Origin of the sequence: Exiguobacterium sp. KKBO11, assembly GCF_001644945.1 — a bacterium.
GTDB lineage: Bacteria > Bacillota > Bacilli > Exiguobacteriales > Exiguobacteriaceae > Exiguobacterium_A > Exiguobacterium_A abrahamii.
The window spans coordinates 1-1,326 of sequence record NZ_LUCU01000004.1; the positions used below are offsets into that span (position 1 = coordinate 1).

Sequence of the window (1,326 nt, forward strand, 5' to 3'; positions counted from 1 at the left end):
GAGCCCAATCGTCTGGTGACGATAGCCAAGTGGTCACACCCGTTCCCATGCCGAACACGGAAGTTAAGCACTTGAACGCCGAAAGTAGTTGGGGGCTTCCCCCTGTGAGGATAGGACGTTGCCAGGCTTTTGTTTTTTTAATAAAACAATTGACAGACTTACATAGATGTTTTATCATTATAGAAGTCGTCACCTTATACTTAAACGGTCCTGTGGTGTAGCGGTTAACATGCCTGCCTGTCACGCAGGAGATCGCGGGTTCGAATCCCGTCAGGACCGCCATTTTAATATCGGCTTTGTAGCTCAGTTGGTAGAGCAAAGGACTGAAAATCCTTGTGTCGGCGGTTCGATTCCGTCCAAAGCCACCATTTCTTTTGCCGGTGTAGCTCAGCTGGTAGAGCAACTGACTTGTAATCAGTAGGTCGCGGGTTCGACTCCTGTTGCCGGCACCATTTTTATTTTGGCGATTGTGGCGAAGTGGTTAACGCACCGGATTGTGATTCCGGCATTCGTGGGTTCAATTCCCATCAGTCGCCCCATTTTTTAACTTCATATCATTTATGTGTCATTAGCTCAGTTGGTAGAGCATCTGACTTTTAATCAGAGGGTCGCAGGTTCGAATCCTGCATGACACACCATTTTTATGCGGGTGTGGCGGAATTGGTAGACGCGCTAGATTTAGGATCTAGTGTCTTTGACGTGGGGGTTCAAGTCCCTTCACCCGTACCATTTATATGCGGAAGTAGTTCAGTGGTAGAATACGACCTTGCCAAGGTCGGGGTCGCGGGTTCGAATCCCGTCTTCCGCTCCATTTATATTTGAATAGCATTATGCGGTCGTGGCGGAATCGGTAGACGCGCTAGGTTGAGGGCCTAGTGGTGGCAACATCGTGGAGGTTCAAGTCCTCTCGACCGCACCATATGATGCACCCTTAGCTCAGCTGGATAGAGTACTTGACTACGAATCAAGGGGTCGGGAGTTCGAATCTCTCAGGGTGCACTTTTCGGGAAGTAGCTCAGCTTGGTAGAGCACTTGGTTTGGGACCAAGGGGTCGCAGGTTCGAATCCTGTCTTCCCGACCATTATTTTCATACGAAATACATTGGACTTTGAAAACTGAACGATGAGGCAAAAACGTATTCTACGGAATACAAAAACGAATGAAGCGCAAGCTTCGTCAATCGTGACTTCGGTCACAACAACGAGCAAGTCAAACACTTCATGGAGAGTTTGATCCTGGCTCAGGACGAACGCTGGCGGCGTGCCTAATACATGCAAGTCGAGCGCAGGAAACTGACGGAACTCTTCGGAGGGAAGGCAGTGGAAT

The 1,326-nt window shown here is 49.1% G+C and carries 10 tRNA genes and 2 rRNA genes; all 12 read left to right on the forward strand.

What is annotated here, in order from left to right:
* Nucleotides 1-11: 11 nt before the first annotated feature.
* Nucleotides 12-127, forward strand: a 5S ribosomal RNA gene (gene rrf / locus AYO36_RS00120).
* 79 nt (nt 128-206) lie between these two features.
* Nucleotides 207-282, forward strand: a tRNA-Asp gene (locus AYO36_RS00125).
* A 10-nt stretch (nt 283-292) separates the two neighbouring features.
* Nucleotides 293-368, forward strand: a tRNA-Phe gene (locus tag AYO36_RS00130).
* Between the two features lie 8 nt (nt 369-376).
* Nucleotides 377-452: transfer RNA gene (locus tag AYO36_RS00135), tRNA-Thr, on the forward strand.
* An 11-nt stretch (nt 453-463) separates the two neighbouring features.
* Nucleotides 464-539, forward strand: a tRNA-His gene (locus AYO36_RS00140).
* A gap of 23 nt (nt 540-562) precedes the next feature.
* Nucleotides 563-638, forward strand: a tRNA-Lys gene (locus AYO36_RS00145).
* Between the two features lie 7 nt (nt 639-645).
* A tRNA-Leu gene (locus AYO36_RS00150) sits at nt 646-729 on the forward strand.
* Nucleotides 730-736: 7 nt separating this feature from the next.
* Nucleotides 737-811, forward strand: a tRNA-Gly gene (locus tag AYO36_RS00155).
* A 21-nt stretch (nt 812-832) separates the two neighbouring features.
* A tRNA-Leu gene (locus AYO36_RS00160) sits at nt 833-919 on the forward strand.
* A 6-nt stretch (nt 920-925) separates the two neighbouring features.
* Nucleotides 926-999: transfer RNA gene (locus tag AYO36_RS00165), tRNA-Arg, on the forward strand.
* Between the two features lie 5 nt (nt 1,000-1,004).
* Nucleotides 1,005-1,081: transfer RNA gene (locus AYO36_RS00170), tRNA-Pro, on the forward strand.
* Nucleotides 1,082-1,217: 136 nt separating this feature from the next.
* Nucleotides 1,218-1,326 (forward strand): 16S ribosomal RNA (locus tag AYO36_RS00175); the annotation flags it as partial.